Genomic DNA, 231 nt, shown 5'->3' on the forward strand with positions numbered 1-231 from the left:
GTCCACGGACCGGGTCGAGATGCCCTGGATGTAGGCCTCCTGGATCACAGCCGTGAGCGCTTTCTCGGTCAAGCGTCGCGGCTCCAAGAAGCTGGGGAAGTACGAGCCCTTGCGCAGCTTGGGGATGCGTAACTCCACCGTGCCGGCTCGCGTCTGCCAATCCCGATCACGGTAGCCGTTGCGCTGGACCAGCCGCTCGGCGCTCTTCTCGCCGTGAGCCACGCCAGTCAG

1 protein-coding gene is annotated in these 231 nt (G+C 65.8%); it reads right to left on the minus strand.

What is annotated here, in order from left to right; genetic code table 11:
* The coding region (locus KZZ07_RS27505; RefSeq protein WP_219520234.1) for a transposase at positions 1 to 231 on the minus strand (231 nt) is incomplete at both ends.

Origin of the sequence: Mameliella sp. CS4, from assembly GCF_019392335.1 — a bacterium.
Taxonomy (GTDB): domain Bacteria; phylum Pseudomonadota; class Alphaproteobacteria; order Rhodobacterales; family Rhodobacteraceae; genus Antarctobacter.